13 protein-coding genes are annotated in these 24,939 nt (G+C 69.8%); 4 read left to right on the plus strand and 9 right to left on the minus strand.

What is annotated here, in order from left to right; translation table 11 throughout:
- The first annotated feature begins 9 nt into the window (after positions 1-9).
- Entirely contained in the window at positions 10-795 is a 786-nt protein-coding gene (locus ACAX67_RS15360) for an Fpg/Nei family DNA glycosylase (RefSeq protein WP_370704744.1), read from the plus strand.
- A gap of 3 nt (positions 796-798) precedes the next feature.
- Here the strand turns inward: ACAX67_RS15360 and ACAX67_RS15365 are convergent, their stop codons facing one another.
- Positions 799-1,212: a hypothetical protein gene (locus ACAX67_RS15365; RefSeq protein WP_370704745.1), complete on the minus strand. Its 414-nt coding sequence runs from the start codon at positions 1,210-1,212 to the stop codon at positions 799-801.
- Positions 1,213-1,329: 117 nt separating this feature from the next.
- Between ACAX67_RS15365 and htpX the strand changes: the two genes are divergently transcribed.
- Entirely contained in the window at positions 1,330-2,214 is an 885-nt protein-coding gene (gene htpX / locus ACAX67_RS15370; protein ID WP_370704746.1) for a zinc metalloprotease HtpX, read from the plus strand.
- An 11-nt stretch (positions 2,215-2,225) separates the two neighbouring features.
- Here the strand turns inward: htpX and ACAX67_RS15375 are convergent, their stop codons facing one another.
- The 8 genes from ACAX67_RS15375 to ACAX67_RS15410 all read right to left on the minus strand — a co-directional run bounded on the left by ACAX67_RS15375 (position 2,226) and on the right by ACAX67_RS15410 (position 21,135).
- Complete coding sequence (locus ACAX67_RS15375; protein WP_527891032.1) at positions 2,226-2,528, minus strand: helix-turn-helix domain-containing protein; 303 nt, start codon at positions 2,526-2,528, stop codon at positions 2,226-2,228.
- Positions 2,529-2,608: 80 nt separating this feature from the next.
- A complete protein-coding gene (locus ACAX67_RS15380; protein WP_370704748.1) occupies positions 2,609-3,088 on the minus strand; it encodes a CinA family protein in 480 nt (159 codons plus the stop codon).
- A 78-nt stretch (positions 3,089-3,166) separates the two neighbouring features.
- Positions 3,167-6,808 (minus strand): ExeM/NucH family extracellular endonuclease, encoded by a 3,642-nt coding sequence (locus ACAX67_RS15385; RefSeq protein ID WP_370704749.1) that lies wholly within the window; start codon positions 6,806-6,808, stop codon positions 3,167-3,169.
- Positions 6,809-6,952: 144 nt separating this feature from the next.
- Entirely contained in the window at positions 6,953-14,656 is a 7,704-nt protein-coding gene (locus ACAX67_RS15390) for an ExeM/NucH family extracellular endonuclease (RefSeq protein WP_370704750.1), read from the minus strand.
- 242 nt (positions 14,657-14,898) lie between these two features.
- The gene (pgsA, locus tag ACAX67_RS15395; protein WP_370704751.1) at positions 14,899-15,555 is read right to left on the minus strand and encodes a CDP-diacylglycerol--glycerol-3-phosphate 3-phosphatidyltransferase; all 657 of its coding nucleotides are present in this window, start codon (positions 15,553-15,555) and stop codon (positions 14,899-14,901) included.
- Entirely contained in the window at positions 15,552-16,931 is a 1,380-nt protein-coding gene (rimO, locus tag ACAX67_RS15400; RefSeq protein ID WP_370705092.1) for a 30S ribosomal protein S12 methylthiotransferase RimO, read from the minus strand. The genes pgsA and rimO overlap by 4 nt, the downstream gene beginning before the upstream one ends.
- A 96-nt stretch (positions 16,932-17,027) precedes the next feature.
- Positions 17,028-18,788, minus strand: a complete 1,761-nt coding sequence (locus ACAX67_RS15405) for a helix-turn-helix domain-containing protein (protein WP_370704752.1) — start codon at positions 18,786-18,788, stop codon at positions 17,028-17,030.
- Between the two features lies 1 nt (position 18,789).
- Positions 18,790-21,135 (minus strand): DNA translocase FtsK, encoded by a 2,346-nt coding sequence (locus ACAX67_RS15410; RefSeq protein WP_370704753.1) that lies wholly within the window; start codon positions 21,133-21,135, stop codon positions 18,790-18,792.
- Between ACAX67_RS15410 and ACAX67_RS15415 the strand changes: the two genes are divergently transcribed.
- Positions 21,119-21,529: a hypothetical protein gene (locus ACAX67_RS15415; RefSeq protein ID WP_370704754.1), complete on the plus strand. Its 411-nt coding sequence runs from the start codon at positions 21,119-21,121 to the stop codon at positions 21,527-21,529. The two genes, ACAX67_RS15410 and ACAX67_RS15415, sit on opposite strands and share 17 nt — an antisense overlap.
- 124 nt (positions 21,530-21,653) lie before the next feature.
- Positions 21,654-24,857: a M4 family metallopeptidase gene (locus ACAX67_RS15420; protein ID WP_370704755.1), complete on the plus strand. Its 3,204-nt coding sequence runs from the start codon at positions 21,654-21,656 to the stop codon at positions 24,855-24,857.
- Positions 24,858-24,939 lie beyond the last annotated feature (82 nt).

The raw sequence follows: 24,939 nt of genomic DNA on the forward strand, positions 1-24,939 counted from the left end.
GGTCGCCCGGTGCCCGAGGGTGATGCCGTCTACCTGACGGCCCGGCGGCTCGACCGAGGGCTCAAGGGCCGGGTGCTGACCAGGTCCGACTTCCGCTGGCCGTCACTCGCGACCGTCGACCTCTCCGGCGCGACGGTGCTCGGCACCGGCACGCACGGCAAGCACCTGCTGACCCGCCTCGACCACGACGGCACCCCGCTCACGCTCCACACGCACCTGAAGATGGAGGGCGTCTGGCGGGTCTACGAACGCGGCCAGCGCTGGTCCCGCCCGGCCCACGAGGCGCGCGTCGTGCTGAAGACCGACGGGCGCGAGGCGGTCGGCTTCGCGCTCGGGCTGGTCGAGCTCTTCCCGACGGCCGACGAGGCGGGCGTGATCGGGCACCTGGGGCCCGACCTGATGGACGAGGACTTCGACCTCGACGAGGGCGTGCGCAGGCTCCTCGCCGACCCCGACCGTCCCCTCGGCGAGGCCCTCCTCGACCAGACCGTGGTCGCCGGCATCGGCACCATCTACCTCGCCGAGACCTGCTTCCTCCAGGGCCTCCACCCGCTGGCGCCCGTCAGCGCGGTCAAGGACCCCGCACGCCTGCTCAAGCGCGCCCACCATCTGCTGCGCAACGGGGTCTACTACGGCCGCCCGTCGACCGCGGGCGACCGCCGCGGCACCGTCTGGGTCTACCGCCGTCAGCGCCAGTCCTGCCTGCGTTGCGGCACGCCGGTCCTCGCCGGAGAGGTCGGCGGCCCGGGGCGGGAGCGCACGACGTACTGGTGCCCCTCCTGCCAGCCCCGCTAGCCCTCAGCCACCCGGGCAGTCGTGGGAGCCGGAGTAGCACGGCACGTAGTGGGTGTTCTGCGGCGCAGGAGGGTCCGGTCGCAGCACGTCGGCCCAGTTCACCTCGGGCACCTGGAAGAAGATCGCCGAACCCACCGTGGCGGCGATCGCGACGGTGGGCCAGCCCCAGATGACCGGCTTCCTGCGGGACCACCTGGTCGCCCCGAGGGCCACGATGTTCACGACGAGCACGCCGACGAGGACGCGGTACGTGTGGATCTCCTCCGGCGCCGGACCGTGGCAGTCCTCGATGCAGAAGTAGGTGCCGAAGCAGTACCAGGGGAACACGAAGAACAGGCCCACGATCCCCGCGATCAGCATCGCCTCGAGCAACGCCGCGAGCTCCTCCCTCGCCGTGCGGTCCGTCTTCTCGGTCATGCGACCAGCCTCGGTGAGGCGGGGCGCGAGCACCTGAGTACGCGACCTCAGATCCACCCCTGAGATGACCCTGAACACGTCGTGCAGGGGAACGGCCGGGCCGGGTACCGCGTTGACATGGGTGTGCACCGGCATTTCAACGGACTGAAGACCACGGCGCTGTTCGGCGCCATCATCGCGCTGCTCCTCGTCGTGGGCGGCTCCATCTCGGCGGCCACCGGCAACGCGGCCTTCATCTGGATCTTCGCGCTCATCGGCGTCGGCACGACGGCCTACGGCTACTGGAACTCCGACAAGCTCGCGATCCGGGCGATGCACGCCTACCCGGTCACCGAGCAGCAGCAGCCCGCGATGCACCGCATCGTGCGCGAGCTCTCCGAACGGGCCGGCCAGCCGATGCCGTCGCTCTACGTGTCACCGACCGCCGCGCCCAACGCGTTCGCGACCGGGCGCAACCCCCAGCACGCCGCCGTGTGCTGCACCGAGGGCATCCTCGGGCTGCTCGACGAGCGCGAGCTGCGCGGCGTGCTCGGCCACGAGCTCATGCACGTCTACAACCGCGACATCCTCACCTCGTCGGTCGCGGCGGCCGTCGCCGGCGTGATCAGCTCCATCGGCCAGTTCCTCGCCTTCACCTCGATCTTCGGCGGCGGCGACGACGAGGACCGTCCCAACCCGCTCGCCATGATCGCGATGGCACTGCTGGCGCCGTTCGCCGCGATGGTGATCCAGATGGCGATCAGCAGGACGAGGGAGTACGACGCCGACGAGGACGGCGCTCGCCTGACGGGCGACCCGCTGGCACTGGCGTCGGCGCTGCGCAAGCTCGAGCGCGGCACCCAGGTGGCGCCGTTGCCGCCGACGCAGCCGCTGCAGAACGCCAGCCACCTGATGATCGCCAACCCGTTCCGCGCCCAGGACGTGACCCGGCTCTTCGCGACGCACCCGCCGATGGCGGAGCGCATCGCCCGCCTCGAGGCGGCCGCCCACCAGCAGCGCTGACGGGCTGTCGGTCAAGCGGCGGAGGCGACGACCTGGTCGGACGTCGGCAGCTGGCCGATCGGGATGAGAGCGCCCTCTTCGACGGCGACCGCGTCGGCCACGTCGCGCAGCACCTGCGACAGGGGCACCTCGAGCGCGTCGCACAGGGAGGCGAGCAGCTCGGACGAGGCCTCCTTCTGGCCGCGCTCGATCTCGGAGATGTAGCCGAGACTGACCCGGGCGACGCCGGAGACCTCGCGGAGGGTCAGGCCGAGCTCGGAGCGGCGCTCGCGCAACACGTCACCGAGCATCCGACGGAACAGCGCCATGCCCAACTCCTCTCATCTCTCGTCCGGTCTGGGGCCAACGCTACCCGAGGCCCGGATGTTCCGCTTCGCGACCGGCCGTCCGGACGTCAGCGGCCCTCGACGACGTCCATCATGGCTCCCAGCGCCGACATCGCCTCCCCGACCGTCGCCATCTGGATCTCGGTGCGATCGCCGTCGAGCGAGAGCTCCTCGACCTCGGTGCCGGCCGGTCCGGCCACGCCCACGAAGACCGTGCCGACGGGCTGGCCCTCCTGGGTGTCGGGACCGGCGACCCCGGTCGTGCTCACCCCGTAGGTCGAGCCGAGCAGCTCCCGCACCCCCTCGGCCATGGCCGCGGCGCAGGCACCGGAGATCACGCCGTGCTCGTCGATCACCGACTGCGGCACGCCGAGGACCTTGACCTTCACCTCGGTCGCATAGCTCACCACGCCCCCGAGGAAGACCTTCGACGAGCCGGGGCCGTCGGTGAGCCGCGCGGAGAGGCGGCCGCCGGTGATCGACTCGGCGGCTGCCACGGTCTCCTCGACCTCGGTGAGCCTTGCGACGATGTCCTCGGGGGCGGTCATGCGCAGATGCTAGGACGTCGCCCAAGGACGCAGAAGGGGGCCGGCCCGCACTGCGGACCGGCCCCTTCCTGGGTACTGCTACGGGTTGACCGTCACCTGGATGGCGTCGGTGCCCTGCTTGACCGAGCCGTCGCCGTTGTACTTCACGGTGACGTCGTAGGTCCCCGCCGTCGGCAGCTTGTTCCGCAGGATCGTGACGGTGGCCTGACCCTCGCTCAGCGTCGCGGCTCCGATGGTGGCGCCGTTGTAGAGCAACACCACCTTGCCCGTCGGCGTGACGCCCGTGCCGGTCGTGACCGTCACGTCGGTGTGGCCGATCCCACCGACCTTCATCGTGGTGTCGGTGCCGGTGACCGTCGGGGTCGCCTTCGCGACGACCAGGACGACCGTGCCGTTGGCGGCGGCGACCGATCCGTCACCGGAGTAGCCGACGGTCACCTGGTAGGCCGCTGCCTGCGCCGGCAGCGCGAGCGCCGCCACGTCCACGTCGACCGCGCCGTTGACCAGCGTGCCGGTGCCGATCTGGTTGCCCGCGACCGACAGGGTCACCGTGCCCGAGGGCACGACGCCGGGGGCGGTCACCTTCACCGGGACGGAGGCGGCGTCGCCGTACTCCATCGTCGTGCGGCTGCGGACGATCGCCGGCGTCGCCTTGACGACGGTGACGGTCGCGGTGCCGGTGGCCGCCGAGGCGGTGCCGTCACCGGCGTAGCTGATCGTCACCTGGTGCGTGCCGACGGCGAGCTTCTTCGCCGCGATGCTCGCGGTGGCGACGCCCCCGGAGAGCACGCCCGAGCCGAGCGCGACGCCGCCGGACTTGAGCGACACGTAGCCGGCCGGCACGGTCCCGCCGTCGGAGGTCACCGTGACCTGCATCGTGCCGGGCTTGCCGTAGACCTGCTGCACGTCGGTGCCGGTCACGGTGGTGACCGCCGTGTCCGAGCCGCCGATGCCGATGACCTCGGGGTTGTGGTCCGAGGCACCGAACGGCGCCGTGCTGTAGAGGTTGGTGGCGTTGTAGTTGTAGCGGCTGTAGAGGTTGAACACCGTCTCGTTGGCGTTGGCCTCCCAGATGTCGGCGCCGGTCACCAGGTCCACGGCCGCGGCGTTGGCGAGCACGTGGTCGAGCGAGCCCGACTGGCCGTCGAAGCTGTAGGACCACTCGTCCTCGCCCGACAGGCCCTCGTAGCCGCTGTCGTAGAGGACCTGCATCGGGTCCTCCTGCGAGTAGGCGTTGAAGTCGCCGGTGAGGAAGACCGCGTCGACGCCGCGCGCGGCGGCGAAGTCGTCGGCGTAGATCGAGAGCCTCTCCGCCTGCGCGATGCGCGACGGGTTCGAGTTGCCCTGACCGGTGCCGTCGTCAGTGCCGGACCCCTTCGACTTGAAGTGGTTGGCGATGACGGCGAACGCGTCGGCGTCGCCGGCACCCACGGCCTTGAAGGCCTGGGCGAACGGCTCGCGGGCGTTGTCGAACTCAGCCGTGCCGAACAGCATGTCGGCAGCGCCCACCAGCTCGACCGAGGCCGGCTTGTAGATGAAGCCCGTGCGGATCACGTCCTGGTAGGCCTTGTTGGTCGCCGTCGATGCGGAGGCCGGCGAGCGGACGTAGTCCCACGTGCCGGCACCGGCCGCGTCGTTGAGGGCGGTCACCAGGATGGCGAGCGCCTCGTCACGGCTGTGGTTCTCGACGACGAGGCTGTTCTCGATCTCCTCGACCGAGACCACGTCGGCGTCCATGGTGTTGATCGCGTTCACGATCTTGGCCTGCTGACGCAGGAAGTTCGCCTGGTTCCACGCACCCCGCGGCCCGAGACCGGGGCAGCTGTTCACTGCGATCGGGTTGTTCGCCCGGTCCTTGTAGGAGCTGCAGCCGCCGTAGTCGACGCCGAGCTTCGGGAAGTAGTTGAGCACGTTGAACGTGGCGAGCTTGATGTCGCCGCCCACGTCGGCCGGCTGGGTCGGCCGGTTCTGCTCGAACGACACCAGGTCGGCACCGTCGTCGGTGACCTGGTGCACCGGCTGCAGCTTCCAGCCGAACCGGTAGTCGAGGACCACGGGCTGCTCGAAGGTGACGGCGGCGCCCACCCGCACCTGGTTGGTCGGGGTGTACCACGGCATCGGGGTGTCCTTGCCGGTGGCGTTGTTGGCGGTGTTCCAGTACGTCGTGCTGGAGCCGTCGTCGAGGATCACCCGGTGGGCGTTGTTCCACGCGGTCCGCCGGGCGATCGCCGTGGTGTCCTGGGCGTCGATGATCTCGGTCGGGGCGATCAGCGGGAGGTCGGAGCCACCGGCCATGCCGAGCTCACCGACGTTGTTGAAGTTGGTGGCGGTGCCCGGCACGTAGGGCCCGCCGTCGTAGACGTCGGTCAGCGTGTAGGCGTCAGTCGGCTGGAAGACCTCGCCCTCGACCTCCTCCTTCGCGGCGTCGATCGCCGCGAGCGAGGGGCATCCGGTGCCCGGGAGCGCGCAGTCGGTGCCCGGGACGACCGTGTTGGGCACGACGTCGCCGAGGTCGGCGATCGCCGACACCGACGTCATGTTGATCTCGGTGAGCGTGCTGAACTCCGCGACGGTGCCGGTCACCGAGACCGAGTCGCCGATGTCCAGGGTGCTCTCGTCGAACGGGCCGCCGCTGTAGACGAACACGCCGTCCGAGGCGCCCGGCGTCGTGTCCGCACCGGGGGTCTGGATGTAGAACCCGTTGAAGCCGCCGGTCGGGTAGGTCGCCGTGACGACGCCCTCGGTGGTGACCGTGTCGCCCACCATCGGCGACGCGCTGCCGTTGCCCTGGATCTCGGCGATCGACGTCGGTGCGTCGGCCTCCTTGACCGTGAGGGTGAAGGTCACGTCGGCGGTCGCGGCCGCGTCGTCGGTCACCGTCGCCGTGATCGGGAAGGTGCCGAGCTCGGTCGGGGTGCCGCCGACGACGCCGCCGGACGACAGCGAGACCCCGGCGGGCAGGGTGCTGCTCGTCGTCCAGGAGTACGGCGCCGTGCCGCCCGTGGCCTCGAGGACCACGTCCGTCATGGCGACGTCGACGATGGCGGTCGCGTTGGGCTCGTTGACGCCGGCGAGCTCGCCGCCGCCCCCGCCACCCGTGGAGGTCGAGTTCTCCGGCGTCGGGGAGGCCGGGCTGAAGTCGGTGTTGTTGTGGTCGGTGTCGGCCCCGCTCGCGCTGCGCTGGAGGCTGAGCGTCAGGCCGTTGCCGTTGGCGGCGCTGCCCTCGGGCGAGTTGCTCGTGCCCCAGCCGACCTTGTCGACGACGGACGCATCGGTCGGCGTCGTCGCGACGGTCTTGGTCGAGATGAACACGGTGCCGCCGGCGTTGCCGGGGCTCACGTTGGTCGACGTCACGTCCGGCGTCGGGAGCGCTGCTCCGTCAGAGCCGTTCGAGCCGCCCTTGACCAGGAAGAAGTGGTGCGACGGGATCGTCACGTTGTTCATCACGGCCACGCCGGACGCCGTGCTCGTGCCGGTCGCGGACCTGTACTGCACCGAGCCGGTGAAGGTGATGGACCCGGCCGTCGGGTTGTACACCTCGACGAACTTGTCGTGGTACGTCGCGCCGGCGGATCCCCCGGCGGTGTAGACCTCGCTGATCACCAGGCCGGTGCCGGCCGGGTTGGCTTGTGCCGGCACGGGCGCGAAGCCGAGCGCCAGGCCGGACAGGGTCAGCCCGAGTCCGAGGACTCCGGCCGCCAAGGGACGAGCAGGACGCATGTGCACACCTTCCGGGGGACGGCCGGGAGCGGCCGGAGTTGTTGAACGTTGACTTTCAGTGCTGCCGCGCGAGTGAAATCCGCGTTTCGCGCAGATGGTGCGAGAGAGGCCGGCCCGCAGTGCGGACCGGCCTCGCCTCGCTTACTAGTTGACCGTCACCTGCACGGTGTCGGTGTCCTGCTTGACCGAGCCGTCGCCGTTGTACTTCACGACGACGTCGTAGGTCCCGCTGGGCGCCAGCTTGTTGCGCTGGATGGTGACCGTGGCGGCACCGTCGGTGAGCGTCGCCGCCCCGATGGTGGTGCCGTTGTAGGTCAGGACCACCTTGCCGGTCGGGACCACGCCGGTGGCGGTGGTGACCCCCACGTCCATGTGCCCGATGCCGCCGAGGGCCATGGCGACGTTCTCCCCGGTGACCGTCGAGGTCGCCTTCGAGACCACCAGGACGACCGTGCCGGACGCGCTGTCGATGAACTCGTCACCGGAGTAGCTGACGTCGACCTGGTAGGCCGCTCCCTGCGCCGGCAGGCTCTTCGCCGCCACGGACACGTTGACCGCGCCGTTCACCAGCGTGCCGGTGCCGATCTCGTTGCCGTTGACCGACAGCGTCACCGTGCCACCGGGCACCAGGCCGGGTGCGGTCACCCGGACGGGCACGCTGGCCGCGTCGCCGTACTCGATCACCGTGCGGCTCCTGACGATCGCCGGCGTCGCCTTGACCACCGTGAGCGTGGCGGTGTCGGTGCCTGGCTTGACGGAGCCGTCGCCCGGGTAGCTGACCGTCACCGTGTGGGTGCCGATCCCGAGCTTCTTCGCGGCGATCGGTGCGAACACCGAGCCGTTGACCAGCGAGCCGGAGCCGAGCAGCACGCCCTCCGAGCGGAGCGTGACCCCACCCGTCGGGACGACGCCCGGAGCCGTGACGTCCACCTGCATGGTGGCCGCCTTGCCGTAGACCTGCTGGGCGTCCTGAGCGTCGACCGTCGTCGCGGCCCGGTGGACCTCGATCGGGACGGTCACCTCGGTGTGCGTGTTGGCGCCCACCAGCGTGAGGTCGTAGACCCCGGCGACCGTGCCCGCCGGCAGCGGGACGTCCACGTGGGCCGTGCCGTACTGGTCGTAGATGGCGGTGCCGATGGTGTTGTCCAGCGTCGCCGTGCCGAGCACGTCGCTGCCGAGCTTCACCGTGATCTCGCTGTCCTTCACGTCGTCAGCCGTCGACATCGTCCACGAGCTCACGTCGAACGCGACGTTGCTGCCGAGGTCGTAGTGGCTGGCCACGTTGTGCACCTCGACCGCACGCTGGCTGTAGTCGATCGCCAGCGGCGAGCCCGACGGGGCGTTCGCGCCGAGGTAGTCGACCATCGCCTGCAGGTCCACCTTGCCGGTGTCGGCCTTGTGCGTCCCGTTGTTGAACTCACGGAAGTTGTCGCCGCCCGAGGCCAGGAACGCGTTGACCGTGACCGAGTACGTCGCCGCCGGGTCGATCGGCTCGCCGTTGAGCCACATGCCCGTGACCTGACCCTGGAAGGTGGCCGTGCCGTTCACCGTGACGGGGGTCTCCACGTAGGTGTACGTGAAGCCCTTCGACACGCCCAGCCGCAGGAACGGCCGGGTGGGCACGTTGCCACCGGAGTCACGCTGCCACTGCTGCTCGAGCGCCGTCTTGATCTGCGCACCCGTCAGGTCCATGTTCACCAGGGTGTTGGCGAAGGGCTGGACCACCGCGGCCTGCTTGTAGGTCACGTCGCGCGCGCCGCCGTTGACGGTGCCCGCCATGTCCTGGCGCAGACCGCCGGGGTTCATGAACGCGATCTCCGCCGAGCCCGACTCCGGGTTGCGGGTGGCCCAACGCTGCACCTCGGCCACCTGGTTGCCCAGCGTCGACTCGCCACCGCGGTTCTCCGTGGTGCCGTTCGACAGCTTCGCCCGGTTGAGCGGAGCCTGGATCTGGCCGAGCACCTGCGCGCCGAGCACGTCCGCCTGGGCCTTCGCCTGGTGGGTGATCGTGACGACCGCGGGGTCCTCGGTGAAGTTCGCCTCGGTCAGCGCGACGAGCGACTGGGTCTTGGCGACGACCTCACCGGTGCCGTTGTCGACGGTGAACACCAGCTTGTCGATGTTCTGGCCGTACTGACCAGCCGAGACGACAGGGCGCTCGGTGACCGAACGACCCGCGTCGACCCAGTCCTGCACCGGGTAGGAGCAGTTGTAGGCGAGGTGCGTGTGGCCCGACACGATCGCGTCGACGTCGGAGGACACGTTCTGGGTGATGTTGCCCCAGGTCGTGGCCGGGTCGGTGAAGGCCGTCGACGCACAGTTCGTGGTCGGCGAGCCCTCGTGGACCAGCATCACCACGACGTCGGCACCGTCGGCCTTGAGGTCGGCCGCCGCCGCGTTGGTCGCGTTGACGATGTCGGTGACGGTGACGCCCTCGAGGCCGGCCGGGGAGACCAGCGACGGGAGCTCCTCGGTGACCGCACCGACGAAGCCGACCTTGATGCCGTTCATCGTCTTGGTCCACGAGGGAGCCAGGTCGTCGCGACCCGACGGCTCGTCGACGTTCGCCGCGAGGTACTCCCAGTTGGCGCCGCCGTACGGGTTCGTCGTCGCGTCGTAGGGCTTCATCACCCGGTCGACGAGGTCCAGGTAGCCCTGGTCGAACTCGTGGTTGCCGACCGAGGAGACCTCGAGGCCCGCCTCGTTGAGCGCGTCGATCGTCGGCTTGTCCTTCTGGATGAAGGACTCGAAGGTCGAGGCGCCGATGAGGTCACCTGCCGCCGCGAACACCGTGTTGGGGTTCTGCGCCCGAAGCGACTTCACCGCACCGGAGAGCAGGGCCCCCGGGCAGCCGACGCCGGCCGTGTTGCAGTCCTGGTTGGAAGCCAGACCGTCGGGCAGCAGGCGACCGTGGAAGTCGTTGGTGCCGATGATCTGGATGTCCGTGGTCGGACGCGTGACGGTGATGCCGACCGGGATCGAGGTCCCCGTCTGCGCACCGACCAGGGTCAGCTCCTGCTTGCCCTTGTGGGTGCCGGCCGGCAGCGTGACGCTGACCGACGCGGTGCCCGTGTTGTCGTAGGGCTTGTTGCCCACCGTGTTGTTCAGCGGGAAGGTGCCGACGGTGTCGGCGCCCAGCTTGACGACGACGTCGGTGTCCTTGGTGTCGCCCGCGTTCGACATGCTCCACGAGGAGATGTCGAAGGCCACGGTGTCTCCGGGCGAGTACGACGCCGGGGCGGCTGCCGGGAACTCGACCTCGACCGCACGCTGGCTGTAGTCGACCGGCTCCGGCGTGTGCGCCGGGGCCCCCAGGTAGTCGACCATCGCCTGCAGGTCGACCTTGCCGGTGTCGACCACGTTGCTGCCGTGGGCGAGCTCGTGGAAGTTGTCACCGCCGGTGGACAGGAACGAGTTGACCGTGACGGAGTACGTCGCCGCCGGGTCGATCGGGACGCCGTTCAGCCACATCCCGGTGATCGTGCCCCGGGTCGTCGTCACCGGCGCGGCCGGCGGGATCGACACGGTCTCGGGCGCGGTCGTGTAGGTGTAGGTGAACCCCTTCGAGACGCCGAGCCGCAGGAACGGACGCGACGGCACGTTGCCCGTGGGCGTGCGCTGCCACTGCTCCTCGAGCACGGTCTTGATCTGCGCACCGGTGAGGTCCATGTTCACCAGCGTGTTGGCGAACGGCTGCACGTTGGCGGCGTCGCGGTACTTGACGTCGAACGTGCCGTTGCCGTTGGCGGTGACGACCAGGTTCTTGCGCAGGCCGCCCGGGTTCATGAAGGCGATGTCGGCCTCCACGTTCTGGGCCGGCAGCTGGGTCGCCCACCGCTGGATCTCGGCGACCTCGTTGCCGAGCGTCGACTCACCACCGCGGTTCTCGGTGCCGGGCGCACCCGGCGGGTTGTAGACCGCCCGGTTGATCGCGCCGGTGGTCTGGCCGAGCACGTTGTTGCCCACGTTGTTGGCGTAGGTGACGGCGGCGTCGACGATCGGCTGGACGGCCGGGTCCGGCGCGTAGCCGACACCGGCGGTCGCGACGATGTCCTGGTCGATCCCGAGCAGGTCGCCCGAGCCGGTGTCGAAGTTGAACACCAGCTGGTTGAGGTTGGTGCCGTACTGACCGGCCGAGACGACCGGACGCTTGGTCACCGCGTGACCGGCCCAGTCGGCGACCGGGAAGCGGCAGTTGTAGGCCAGGTGCGTGTGACCGGAGACGATCGCGTCGACCTGCGAGGAGGTGTTCTGGACGATGTTGCCCCAGACCGTCGCCGGGTCGGTGAACGCGCTCGACGAGCAGTCGGTCGACGGCGAGCCCTCGTGGACGAGGAGCACGACGATGTCGGCGCCGTCGGCCTTGAGGTCGGCCGCCGCGGCGTTCGTCGCGTCGACGATGTCGGTGACGGTGACCCCGGTCATGAGTGCCGGGTTGACCAGCGTCGGCAGGTCCTCGGTGACCGCACCGACGAAGCCGACCTTGACGCCGTCGATGGTCTTGGTCCACGTCGGGGCCAGCCGGTCGTCGCCGTCCTTGTGCACGTTGGCGGCGATGTACTGCCAGTCCGCACGGTCCTGGACCCGGCCCACGAAGTCCTCGTAGCCCTGGTCGAACTCGTGGTTGCCCGCCGAGGAGACGTCGAGGCCCATCGCGTTGAAGGCGTCGATCGTCGGCTCGTCGTGCTGGACGAACGACTCGAACGTCGAGGCGCCGATGAGGTCACCGGCCGCCGCGAAGATCGTGTTCGGGTACTGGCTGCGAAGGTCGTTGACCGCCGACGAGAACGGCGCCGCACCGGCGGCGTTGCCGCCGTCGGGGAGGATCCGGCCGTGGAAGTCGTTGGTGCTGACGATCTGCACCTGCTTCGTCGTGGTCGGCGTGAAGTCCGGCACGTCGATGCCGATGACCTCGGGGTTGTGGTCCGACGTCGCGAACGGCAGGTTCGGCTGCCAGAAGTCGGTGGCGTTGTAGTTGTAGCGGCTGTAGTTGTAGGCGATCGCCTCGTTGGCGTTGATCTCCCAGACGTCGGTGCCGGTCACCATGGCCTGAGCGGCGTCGTTGGCGAACACGTGGTCGAGGGAGCCCATGAGGGTGCTGAACGCGTAGGAGTTGTCGTCCGGCTGGTCGCTCTCGAGCAGGTGGAACCCAGCGTTCTTGATGACGTTGACCGGGTCCTCGTGCGAGTAGGCGTTGAAGTCGCCCAGCATGAAGATCTTGTCGGTGTCGTGCGCCGCGGCGAAGTCATTGGCGAACTGCACCAAGCGGGTGGCCTGGCGGGTGCGGTCGCCGTTGAACGCACCGACGTAGGCGTCGTTGGTGTTGTCACCGTCGGCCGGCTGGGCACCGCTGTCGCCCTTGGACTTGAAGTGGTTGCCGATGACGGCGAACGCGTCGCTGTTCGGCGCGCCCGTGGCCTTGAAGGCCTGGGCCAGCGGCTCGCGGGCGTTCGCGAACTCGTTGGTGCCGAAGAGGATGTTCGACTTGCCGACGGGCTGGACGAGCGCGGGCTGGTAGATGAACGCCGGCCGGATCACGTCCTGCTCGGCGATCGCCGACGCGGTGGTCGCCTCACCCGGGCTCTTGACGTACTTCCACTTGGTGGAGCCTGCGGCGGTGTTGAGCAGGTCGACGATGTGGGCCAGCGCCGCGTCACGGTTGGTGCCGGCGGGGAGCTTGATCGAGTTCTCGACCTCCTCCAGCGCGACGATGCTGGCGTCCATGGAGTTGATCGCCGTGACGATCTTGGCCTCCTGGCGCTGGCGGCTGATCGTGGTCGCCGCACCGCGCGGGCCGGACCCGCTGTTGTCGTTCGACTCGTCCTTCGTGGTGTCGGGGTCGTCGAGGAGCTGCACACCGCAGGAGTTGTCGCCGATGCGGTTGCTCTGCCGGTCGGTGTAGTAGGTGCAGCGGAAGTCCTGCGGCGGGTCCACGAGGTTGTCGGAGTCGGCGTACTCCTCACCGGTCATCAGGAAGTAGTTCTGCACGTTGAACGTGGCGAGCGTGATGTCGCCGCCCACGTCGCGCGGCGTCAGGTTGTCGGTCCGGTCGTCGGCGAAGGAGATGACATTCGATCCGGGGTTGGTCGAATCGCCGGTGACCTGCTGCCGGGGCTCGAAGTTCCAGAGACCGTTGCGGTACTCGAGGATCACGGGCGCCTGCAGCGTGGCGTGCGCACCGACGCGCGGGGCGTTCGTGACCGGCTGACCGTTCGCGGCGGTGAGCCAGGGCAGCGGGATGGCCTTGTTGGTCTGGTTCTGCTGGAAGTTGGTGGTGGCGGCGTCGTTGAGGACGACGGCGCGAGCCTTGTTGTCGTCCATGATCGCCTGGATGCCCGCAGTGTCGCTGCGGTCGACGTACTCGGTCGGCTGCTTGAGCGGGTGGTCGCCGGTCGCCAGGGTGATCTCGCCGTAGACGTTGATCGAGTAGACGTCGGCGATGGTCCAGGTGTCGGTCGGCGCGAGGAGCATGCCCTCCTGCGCCTCACGGCCGGCCTCGGTCGTCGGGTAGGCGATCTGGAGCCCGGTCACGGCGGCGAGCGGGGAGCCCATCTCGATCACGCTGGCGCTGTTGGGCGGCGTGAGCTCGGTGGTTCCGGCGAACTCGCTCACGGCGCCGGTCACACGCACGGAGTCGCCGATCGCGATGTTGTTCGGGATGTTGACGAGGTTGGATCCGCCGAAGACGAAGATCGCGTCCGAGGCGTCGGGGGTTGCGTCCGAGGCGCCGCCGGTGCCGGCGGTCTGGACGTACATGCCGTTGAAGCCACCGGTGCGGTAGAGCGCGGTGACGATGCCCTCGATGGTCTTGGTGTCACCGGCGCCGGTGCCCGTGGCAGGCGCGAACGGCGAGCGGTCGCCGGTGCCCTGGACGTCCGAGATCGGGGTCGCCGGGACCGGGGCGACGACAGTGAAGGTGAAGGTGGTGCTCGCGGTCGCCGAGGCGGAATCGGTCGCGGTGACCGTGACAGAGCAGCTGCAGGTCGCGCTCGGCGTGCCGCTGACGAGACCCGAGGTGGCGTTGATGGTCACGCCGTTCGGCAGGCCGGTCGCCGACCAGTTGGTGATCGTGCCGCTGCCACCGGTGGCGGTCATGGTGAAGGACGCGATCGCCTCGTCACGCACGCCGGACTTGGCGCCGGGGTTCGTGACCGCCAGGCCGGGGGCCGCGTTGTCGGAGGCCATGTTCTGCGGCGTCGGAGTGGCGGGCGCGGCGAAGTCTGCGCCGTTGTTGTCGGTGTCGACTCCGAGCACGCTGCGCTGAGTGGACTTGGTGTTGTCCGTCGCGACATTGGTGCGCGCAGTCTCGTAGGACGTCGCAGTCGTTCCGTACCCGACGAAGTCGATGACGTTGGCGACGCTCTGCATGCTCGTGCTCACGGTCGTGACGCCGGTCGTGCCTTGGACGAGCATGACCTGTCCAGCCCCGGCCGCCATGTTGAGCGTCGTGCCGGAGAAGTCAGGGGCCGTGAGGTCTGCTCCACCGCAGCTCGGACTGCAGTTGGTCGGGCTGCTCACTTGGACGAGGTAGTGCGACTTCTTCGCCACGTCGACGTTCGGAAGCGCGAGCACGGAGGAGACAGGGCCCGTGGAGTACGTGGCGCTGCGGTACTGCAGGCTCAAACCGTTCAGAGACAGCGGACCATTCGTCGGGTTGTAGAGCTCGACGAAGTCCGACTTGTAAGCCGCCGACGCGCTCGTGGAGCCTCCGCCGCCGTACACCTCGTTGATCACGAGGGCGGTAGCGCCGGGGTTGGCCTGGGCCGGCGTCGGGAGAGCGATGGAGAGACCTGCGATGGCCAGGGCGGAGCCGAGAGCTCCCACCAGGGCCTGACGTACTGAAGGCATGAGTGCACTTTCGTAAGGGCGTGACAACGAGGGCGACACAGGGCAAAGCAGGGTCAAGACCATCGGGCGCGAGCAACGACCGAGGAACCTGGGGGAAGGATCCTGACCCTAAGACGAACCTGAGAGAGCCGTGCACGGTTTTGCGAGAACTTGGGGCAACTATTTCTCGACGAAACAGAAATTTCACCCGGAGTGGTCTAGACCATCCCTCCGACAGGAAGATCTCCCGTCAGGCGAGCCGATCAGGCCGCGGCGGCCTTGCGACGGATGTCGTGACGCTGCTTCCAGACGTCGCGGAAGAACTCGTAGCCCGACCACAGCGTCAGCACGAACGCGAGGGCGAGCAGGACGAGCGCGCCGGCGTACACGACCTTGCCGGGCACGTCGAGCCAGCCGTGCACCTCGAGGAGCGGGAGGGTCAGGAACCCGAGGGCCAGCGCCTGGGCCATGGTCTTGGCCTTGCCGCTCTGCGACGCGGCGATGACGACGGCCTTGAGGACCGAGAGCCGGAGCAGGGTCACCGCCCACTCGCGGACCAGCACGATGATCGCGATCGTCCACATCCACCAGGTGTCCATGATGATCGCGAGCCCGACGAACGCCATCCCCGTGATCGCCTTGTCGGCGATGGGGTCGGCGATCTTGCCGAAGTTGGTGACCAGGTTGCGCTTGCGCGCGATGTCGCCGTCGATCTTGTCGGTCACCATCGCGACGAAGAAGATCGCCCAGGCGATGGTGCGCCAGGTGATGGAGTCGCCGCCCTGGGTGAGCAGTGCCCAGCCGTAGAAGGGCACCGCCACGATGCGGGCCGTGGTGAGGGCGTTGGGCAGGTTCCAGTTGCTCGGCTTCCCGGCGTCCGCCGGCTGCGCGGGCGGTGCCGCCGTACCTTCGGTGCTCATCGCTTCTCCCCTGTCGCCTCGGCCACGAGGTCGACCCCGTCGCTCCCGATCACCACCGCGCGCACGAAGTCGCCGACGCGCGCCTCCGGGCAGCCCCGCACCAGCGTGCTGCCGTCGACCTCGGGGCCCTGGTGGGCCGCGCGTCCCTCGACGTGTCCGGCGAGCTCGGTGTCGAGCTCCTCGACCAGCACGTCGACGGTCTCGCCGATGCGCTCCTCGGCGCGCTCGCCGTTGAGCGCCGTGACGAGGTCGGTCATGTGCGCGACCCGCGCACGGACCTCGTCGTCGTCGTGCTTGTCGCCGAAGCCCTCGGCCTCGGTGCCGTCCTCGTCGGAGTAGCCGAAGACACCGGTCACGTCGAGGCGGGCCTCGGTGAGGAAGTCGCAGAGGATCTGGAAGTCGTCCTCGGTCTCGCCCGGGAAGCCGACGATCACGTTGGACCGCACGCCCGCCTCGGGCGCGAGCGCGCGCACCCGGTCGAGCAGGTCGAGGAAGCTCTCCGGGTCGCCGAAGCGCCGCATCCGCCGCAGCACCGCGTTGCTCGCGTGCTGGAAGGAGAGGTCGAAGTACGGCGCCACACCGGGCGTCGTCGCGATCGCCTCGATCAGTCCGGGACGGGTCTCGGCGGGCTGCAGGTAGGAGACCCGCACGCGCTCGATGCCGTCGATGCCCGCCAGCTCGGGCAGCAGGGTCTCGAGCAGCCGGAGGTCGCCGAGGTCCTTGCCGTAGGAGGTGGAGTTCTCCGAGACGAGGAACAGCTCGCGCACGCCCTGGGTCGCGAGCCACTGAGCCTCGGTGAGCACGTCGGAGGGCCGGCGGCTCACGAAGGAGCCCCGGAACATCGGGATCGCGCAGAACGTGCAGCGCCGGTCGCAGCCGCTGGCCAGCTTGAGCGCGGCCATCGGGCCGGAGTCGAGGCGGGCGCGGGCCTCCAGGGTGGCGGGACCCGAGGCGGGCCGCTCGGCCGGGCTGATGGGCAGCAGCTTGCGGCGGTCCTGCGGGGTGTGGGCGTGCGGACGCTCCCCCGCGACGATGGACCGCAGCCGGCCGGCGATGTCGGTGTAGCTGTCGAAGCCGAGCACGGCGTCGGCCTCGGGGAGCGAGTCGGCGAGCTGCTCGCCGTACCGCTCCGCGAGGCAGCCCACCGCGACGACCGCCCTCGCCCGCCCGCTCTCCTTGAGGTCGGCGGCGGCCAGCAGGGTGTCGATCGAGTCCTTCTTGGCCGCCTCGACGAACCCGCACGTGTTCACCACGACGGTGTCGGCGAGCTCGGGGTCCTCGACCAGCGTGAAACCGTCGGCGGCGAGGCGTCCGGCCAGCTCCTCGGAGTCGACGTCGTTGCGCGCGCACCCGAGGGTGAGCATCGCGACGGACAGCGGCGCGGGGTCGGCGGTGGCACTCTCAGGACTGGTCATGACTACCCGTCAGTATGGCGGCTCGCCCCTCCCCCGGGCGAAACGACGGGGCGGCGCTCAGCAGCCCGCGAGCGTCTTGGTGACCTCGACGCCGGTCTCGCCCAGCGGGGCGGCGGCCTTGCAGTCGACCTTGGCCGTGACGGAGCCGTCGGAGCTCCAGATGCGGACCGGCGGGGAGACCTTCAGCTTGGTCGTCTGCCCGTAGGGCAGGTCGCCCTTGAAGATCTCCTTGCCCGACCCGTCGCGGACCAGGAGCTTCGCCCCACCCGACGTCGCGGTCAGCGTCACGGGCACCGCGGGCACCTTGCTCGAGCCCTGCGTGTGGCTGCCGCTCTGGTTGAGCACCGGCACCTTGCCGAGCTCCACCGGTCCGTCCATCACAAGCCGGGCGACCGACCACAGCAGGACCGCGGCCATCACCGCGGCGAGCAGGGCCGACCAGTTGCGGCCACCCTTGGTGCCGCGGATCGACCCGCCCACGCCCGTGGCCAGCTCGGACTCGAAGACCCGACGCGGGTCGACGGGAGCGTCGGCGTACTCCTCGTCGTAGAGGGCGATCAGCGGCGCGGCGTCGACCCCCAGGACCCGCGCCAGGGTGCGCAGGTGGCCGCGGGCGTAGAAGTCGCCGCCGCAGGGGCCGAAGTCGTCGACCTCGATCGCCTCGATGACGTGGGGGCGGATCCGCGTGCGGTCGGAGAGCTGGTCGACGTTGAGGCGCAGGTTCTCGCGCGCCTTGCGCAGCTCCGGGCCGATCACCGGCTCGGCGGCCGGCTGCACCGCGAGGTCGTCGAGCACGACCGTCAGCGTGTGCTCGACCTCGGGCTGCTCGTCGGCGTCCGCCGTCGGCTCGACCCGCAGCGCGTTGGCGCCGATCGTCGGGTGCGAGCCCGTGCTGCCGGAGCGGAAGCCGTCGCGCTGGACCTCCACCCGCGCCGCGCCCATCACCGGGCGGCCGGGTGCGGGAGCCGGCGAGCGCGGAGCGTGCGGGCGCTCGTCGGCCTCGTCGCCGTCGACCGCGTCGATGGTCTCGGTGTTCTCCGTGCTGTCGGTGTCGTCCGCGCCGGCCGGAGGGCCGTCGGGGAAGCGGAGCCGCTTCTCCACCTCCGCCGCGATCCCGCGGCGGGTGATCGTGACCGTGTCCTCGGGCGACATGGCGAGCTGCTCCACGGGCCGCGTCGCCGGCTCGAGGTCCGCGGCACCGTCGAGGACGGCGTGCTCGCTGACGTCGGCGGGCGCGTCGAGCTCCTCGACCTCGTCGTCGATCCCCGCCACGACCTCGACCACGTCGGCACGTCCGTCGGCCAGCTCGGCGATGCCGTCGCTGACGGCGCTCGGGTCGATGCCGACGACACGGGTGGCCAGGGTGAGCGGCACGATCAGCTGCTGACCGCTGTCGCCCACCACGAGCAGGTGGCCGTCGTGGAGGGGCAGGCGGCGCGGCAGGTGCTCGAGGCACTCGATGTCCTCCCACGCGATGCCCTGCCACTCAGCACCCTCGCGGAGGCGTACGCCGTGCTGGTCGGCCACGAGCAGCGGTGCCCGCCCGTCGGCGACCGCCGCCAGGTGCAGCACGGTGATCGCGCCGAGGACGGCGAAGAGCGCCCAGTCGAGCGGTCCGCCGTCGCCGAACGCGCGCAGGGCGAAGGCGATCATCAGCAGGGCCGAGAAGCCGCCCACGATGCCGGAGAGGACGACGTTGCGTCGTACCTCCACCTGGCCCGCCTGCTCTGCGTGCTCGTCCTGCCGGGTCCCCTCGGCGGTGGTGGTGTCGTCGTCGGACACGTCCATGAGGTCGGCGTCGAAGATCTGGTCGGTCATGTCACTCCCCTTGGATGGTCGCGATCACGGAGTCGAGCTCGTCCGGCTTCACCAGCACGTCGCGGGCCTTCGAGCCCTCGCTGGGACCGACGACGCCGCGACTCTCGAGGATGTCCATCAGCCGCCCGGCCTTGGCGAAGCCGACGCGGAGCTTGCGCTGCAGCATCGAGGTCGACCCGAACTGCGTGGAGACGACGAGCTCGATCGCCTGGACCACGAGGTCCATGTCGTCGCCGATGTCGTCGTCGAGGACCTTGTTGCTGCTCTGCGCGACGGTGACGTCCTCGCGGTAGGTCGGCTCGAGCTGGGTCTTGCAGTGCTTGACGACCTGGTGGATCTCGGCCTCGGTGACCCAGCTCCCCTGGACCCGTATCGGCTTCGAGGCGCCCATCGGGAGGAAGAGGCCGTCGCCCTGACCGACCAGCTTCTCCGCGCCCGGCTGGTCGAGGATGACCCGGCTGTCGGCGAGCGACGACGTCGCGAACGCCAGCCGGGAGGGCACGTTGGCCTTGATCAGGCCGGTCACGACGTCGACCGACGGACGCTGGGTCGCGAGCACCAGGTGGATGCCGGCGGCCCGCGCGAGCTGGGTGATGCGGACGACGGAGTCCTCGACGTCGCGCGGCGCGACCATCATCAGGTCGGCGAGCTCGTCGACGATCACCAGCAGGTAGGGGTACGGCGACAGCACCCGCTCGCTGCCCGGCGGCACCTCGACCTTGCCCGCCCGCACGGCCTTGTTGAAGTCGTCGATGTGACGGAAGCCGAAGTTGGCCAGGTCGTCGTAGCGCATGTCCATCTCGCGACAGACCCACGCAAGCGCCTCGGCGGCCTTCTTGGGGTTGGTGATGATCGGCGTGATCAGGTGAGGCACGCCCTCGTAGTTGTTCAGCTCGACCCGCTTGGGGTCGACCATGATCATCCGCACCTCGTCGGGCGTGGCCCGCATCAGGATCGAGGTGATGAGGGAGTTGATGAAGCTCGACTTGCCCGAGCCGGTCGCGCCGGCGACGAGCAGGTGCGGCATCTTCGCCATGTTGGCCACGACGAAGCCGCCCTCGACGTCCTTGCCGAGCCCGGCGACCATCGGGTGGTGGTCGTTGCGCGCCGCGTTGGACCGCAGCACGTCGCCGAGGGAGACGATCTCCTTGTCCACGTTGGGGATCTCGACGCCGACCGCGGACTTGCCGGGGATCGGGCTGAGGATGCGCACGTCCTCGGAGCCGACGGCGTAGGAGATGTTGCGCGCGACGCCGAGGATCTTCTCGACCTTCACGCCGGTGCCGAGCTCGATCTCGTAGCGGGTGACCGTCGGACCCCGCGTGTAGCCGGTGACCTGGGCGTCGATGCCGAACTCCTCCAGCACCTGCGTGAGCTTGCTGACGACCTCGTCGCTGGCCTTGGACCGCGCGCGGTGCGGCGATCCGGGCTTGAGCGCGTCGCTGGTCGGCAGGGAGTAGGCGATGTCGCCGGACAGCGCGAGCTGCTCCACGCGGACGGGCAGCTGGGCGTGCGGCGGCGGCTCGAGGTCGCCGGTCTCGTCCTGCGCCGCGACCGCGGCCACCGGCACGGCCTCGTCGTCGTCGGTGAGCGGGATGTCGATGGGCTCGCGCAGCTCCATCGACTCCTCGACGGCGGCGGGCGTCTTGCGACCCCGGCGCTTCTTGGTCGGCTCGGCGAGCAACGGGGTGTCGTAGGCCGGGTCGCCCATGAGCGGGTCGATGTCGTCGTCGGCGCTGCCGCGTCCGCGGCGCACCTTGATCGGCTGCGTCGGTTCGCCGCCGTCGTCCTCCTCGTGGGCGTGGCGGCCGAGCAGCATGTCGTTGAGGTCGCGCATCCGGTCGGGCACGCGGTAGAGCGGCGTGGCCGTGATGATGAGGATGCCGAAGAAGCAGAGCAGCAGGAGCAGGGGCACGACGAGCGCCGCCGACCGGAGCAGGTCGAGGAGGAGCGCGGAGACGACGTAGCCGATCGCGCCGCCGCCGTCGCGCAGCACCGTGGTGTCGCCGGCGACCGGCTCCGGGCTGCCGTTGGCGATGTGCACGATGCCGAGGAGGCCGAAGGAGAAGGCGGTCCAGCCGATCACCTGCCGTCCGGCCGGGCCGTTGGTGACCGGGTCGCGCATGACCCGCCACGCGGCGAGCAGGACGAGGAGCGGCACGAACCAGCCGACCTTGCCGACGGTGCCGGCGACGGCCGCGCGGGCGAAGTCCATGACGCCGCCGGGGACCTCGAACCAGACCGCGGCCGCGACCACGAACGACAGGCCCACGAGCAGCAGACCCAGGCCGTCGCGACGCTGCTCGGGCTCGATCTCCTTGGCGCCGCCGATGACGTGGCGCACCACGGCTCCGACACCGTGGGCGATGCCTAGCCAGATCGCGACCAAGGCGCGGGCGAGCGCGGAGAAGCCCTTCGACACCGGGCCCGGCCCGCTGCGCACGGCGCGCGGAGCCGGCCGGCGGGACGCGCTGCTCTTCTTCGCGGTCCTGCTCCTGGTGGTCGGCTTCTTCGCTGTACTCCGTGATCGCGAGCTGGTGCTGGTCCGGCTTCCGCTGCTGCGGCTGGTGGACGTGCTCCGGCTGCGCGACCGCGTCGGGGAAGACGTACGGGTCGCCATGCTGTTGACCCTACTCAAACGTCACATCCGCCACATGGATCACGCGAGCGTGTCGCAGCCCCAAACACCCCTCTGTTCTCAGCAATCACGACAGGGAGAGACGAATGTGGGTCCGCGCTGAGCGTGTGACGCCCATCACTGCGTTTTGGGGGCTAGACCCGCACCGGACGCACTCCTAGGGTGCCGAATGGTGCGGCTCTGACGCGCACCGCTCCCGGAAATTCGTACGTTCGAAGGGATCCTCGGTGAAAAATCTCAACCGGGGCCGCGCCACAGCGCTCGGCCTCGCCCTCATTGCCGCCGGCTTCGCGGCACCACCGGCGCTGAGCGCCTCGGCCGCACCCGTGGCGGCCAAGCCCGACCCGTCCGTCGTCAGCCAGATGCGGGACACCGCGTCCGGCGGCCTGTCCCTGCGCGCGAACCCGGCAACGGGGAAGGTCGGTTTCGCTCGCGCCACCGGTGACAACCCCGACCTGCTCCCCGGGGTCGCGGCTGAGGGCCGGCAGGGCGCCATCGACAAGGCGACGCGCTACCTCGCCCGCTTCGGGACCGCCTTCGGCGCCCGCACCGGCGAGCTGCGGGAGTCCAGCGTCTACGCCAACAAGGCCGGCTGGGCGATCACCTTCAAGCAGTCCTACCAGGGCCTGCCGGTCTTCGGCGCCGAGATCAACGCGCACGTCGACCGGGAAGGCGACCTGACGTCCGTCAACGGCTTCGCCAGCCCGATCGGCAACCTCTCCACCACGCCGCGGGTCAGCAAGGAGCAGGCAGCCGCTGCCGCGCTCCGGATGTCGCGGCACCGGACGGACCGGAGCGCGGACGGCCGGACGACGTACGTCAAGGGCGTCAAGGTCCGCTCGCAGTCGCTGATGGTCTACCGGATGGGCTCCACCCGCGGCATCCCCGGGGCGCCCAAGCTCGCGTGGGTCCTCGAGGTGTGGAACAAGCACGACGTGCGCGACATGATCATCCTCGACGCCCAGACCGGGAAGTACCTCAACCGGTGGTCGATGATGGACGACGCGCTCGACCGCGACCTCTACGAGGCCTACGTCGACGACAACGGCACCCCGGACGACCCGGGTGACGACTTCGTCAACTACGACCACGTCTGGACCGAGGGTGCGGACTTCCCCGACGGCCTCGACCAGGACCAGCAGAACGAGGTCCTCGGCACCGGCGAGGCGTACTGGATGTTCCGCAACACGTTCGGCTACAACGCGTGGGACGACCACGGCAGCCGGATGATCACGGTCAACAACGACCCGACCATCGACTGCCCCAACGCCAACTGGAACGGCGTCACCACCAACTACTGCTCCGGTGTGAGCAGTGACGACACAGTGATCCACGAGTGGGGCCACGCCTACACGGAGTCCACCTCCGGGCTGGTCTACCAGTGGCAGGCCGGCGCGATGAACGAGGCCTACTCCGACATCTGGGGCGAGACCGGCGACATGCTCAACCACCGGTTCAACGACAAGGGCGAGACCCCCGGCGACATCATCAAGCGCACCGAGGGTCAGTGCTCGGAGTTCACCCGGCACCCGGTCACCATGCAGATCACCGCTCCGGCCAGCGTCGCCGGCCCGTGCGTCGCGGCCCCGGCCTCCTTCGGCCCGGTCATCACGCAGGCGGGTGTCGACGGCACCGCGATCGTCGGCACCGACGACGACAGCGACGGTGGCACGACCACCGACGGTTGCTCGCCGTTCGACAACGCTGCCGACATCGCCGGCCAGTGGGTGTACGTCGACCGCGGCCTCTGCACGTTCGTCCAGAAGACCGCCAACGCCAAGGACGCCGGTGCCCTGGGCATCGTCGTCGGCGACAGCGTCGCCGGCCGCCCGCCGATCTCGATGTCGGGCGACTCCGACATCTACGGCGTGATGGTCAGCAACGAGGACGGCGCGAAGTTCAAGACCGCCGGTGGGCCGGTCTCGTTCCACATCGCCGCGGTGCCCGGTCCGGCCGACGACACCTACCGGTGGCTGTCGGGCGAGAACGACCCGGCCTTCGGTGGCGCGATCCGCGACATGTGGAACCCGAACTGCTACGGCGACCCGGGCAAGGTGTCCGACGAGGAGTACCAGTGCACCGATGACGACCATGGCGGCGTCCACACCAACTCCGGTGTCGTTAACCGCACCTACGCCATCCTGGTCGACGGTCTCCCCGGCAAGGTCACCGCGATCGGGCTCGACAAGGCGGCGTGGCTGTTCTGGCAGACCCAGACCAACTACCTGACGCCGACGTCGTACTTCCCCGACCTGGCGGACGGCCTGCTGGCCTCCTGCGAGGACCTCCAGGGCGTCGACCTGGAGCGGGTCACCCTCGGCAACCCGTCCGACCCGGACGGCTCCGACGGTGGGGTCGTGGCACCGCAGATCCTCAAGGGCGGGCTCACCCCGGCCGACTGCGGTCGCGTGAAGGCGGCGATCAACGAGACCGAGCTCCGGCTCGACCCGTCGGAGGAGTGTGCCTTCCAGCCGATCCTCCAGAAGGGCGCACCGAAGCTCGACTGCGGCGCCGACAAGGTCACCAAGACCGAGTGGTCGGAGGACTTCGAGTCCGGCCTCGACGGGTGGACCCAGGACGAGGAGCTCACCTTCCCCGCGGGTCACGGCTACGCGTGGGAGACGTCCACGTCGGCCCCGAACCACAGCGGCACCACCGCTTTCGGTCCGGACCCCCTCTCCACCGGTGACTGCAGCGGTGGTGCGGACGACATCTCCAGCCGCAACGGCCTCATCACCCCGGACATCACGGTGCCCGGTGGCGAGTCGCCCCGTCTCTCGTTCGACCACTACGTGGCGACCGAGGCGCTCTTCGACGGAGGCAACGTGAAGGTCAGCGTCAACGGCGGTGACTTCGAGCAGGTGCCCAACACGGCGTACATCTACAACGCCCCGGGCAACCAGCTGGAGACCGCCGCGGGTGGCAACACCAACCCGATGGAGGGTCAGGACGCCTGGACCGGCACCGACGGCGGTCAGGTCGGCGGGTCGTGGGGCACCTCGATCATCGACCTGAGCCAGGTGGCGTCGGCGGGTGACACCGTCAACTTCCGGTTCGACCTGGGTCGTGACGGCTGCAACGGCGTCGAGGGCTGGTACATCGACAACGTGAAGGTCCAGGACTGCAAGCCGGCCCCGGCCGCGACGCAGACCAAGGTCGTCAAGGTCACCCCGGACCCGGTCGTCAAGGGCAACCCGTTCGTGGTGAAGGTCAAGGTCACCTCCGACGGCGGCACCCCGTCCGGCGACGTCGTGCTGAAGTTCGGCAGGACCAAGCTCGGCATGGACGACCTCAACTCCCATGGCGTCGCCAAGATCACCGTGAGGCGGATCTTCGGCGTCGGTACTCACGACCTGGTCGCGAAGTACCTGGGTGCGGAGGACTTCCTGAAGAGCAGGACCACCTACACGATCACCGTCGCCAGGCGCTGATCGACCAGCACCACCGACGCAGCAGCCCCCGCTCTCCGCAAGGAGGGCGGGGGCTGTTGCGTCGTCCGGGCCCTGGTCGGTC

The organism is Nocardioides candidus (genome assembly GCF_041321175.1).
Lineage (GTDB): Bacteria > Actinomycetota > Actinomycetes > Propionibacteriales > Nocardioidaceae > Nocardioides.